The organism is Shewanella sp. AS16, assembly GCF_021412365.1.
In the GTDB taxonomy this organism is placed as follows: Bacteria; Pseudomonadota; Gammaproteobacteria; order Enterobacterales; family Shewanellaceae; genus Shewanella; species Shewanella salipaludis.
In genome coordinates this window covers 1-280 of sequence record NZ_JAKCLK010000460.1, presented here as the reverse complement: position 1 = coordinate 280, position 280 = coordinate 1, and the positions used below count along the sequence as shown (strand labels likewise).

1 protein-coding gene is annotated in these 280 nt (G+C 58.6%); it reads right to left on the bottom strand.

Going from position 1 to position 280, the window contains the following annotated elements; translation table 11 throughout:
- Positions 1-280, bottom strand: a 280-nt coding sequence (locus LZP73_RS21095; RefSeq protein ID WP_234236960.1) for an IS66 family transposase, incomplete at both ends; no start/stop codon positions are given.

Here is a 280-nt window from a genome sequence, read left to right as displayed (position 1 = left end):
CATCCGCTTGCAGCACACCGCTGAAGCAAGCAAGATGAGTCTGCGGATGGATGCCTTTTCTGTCCGGGCTGTAAGCGAACCACACTGCAGGTGCCAACGCTGACCCGGCATTGCGGTCATCACGAACATACGCCCACAACCGCCCGGTCTTCGTCTTCTTATTACCCGGCATCAGTACCTGGACCGGGGTATCATCGGCATGGAGTTTGCCGTCAGTCATGACATCGCCATGAAGCGCCTCTTCCAGCGGAGACAGCTGCCGGCAGCATGCATCCACCCA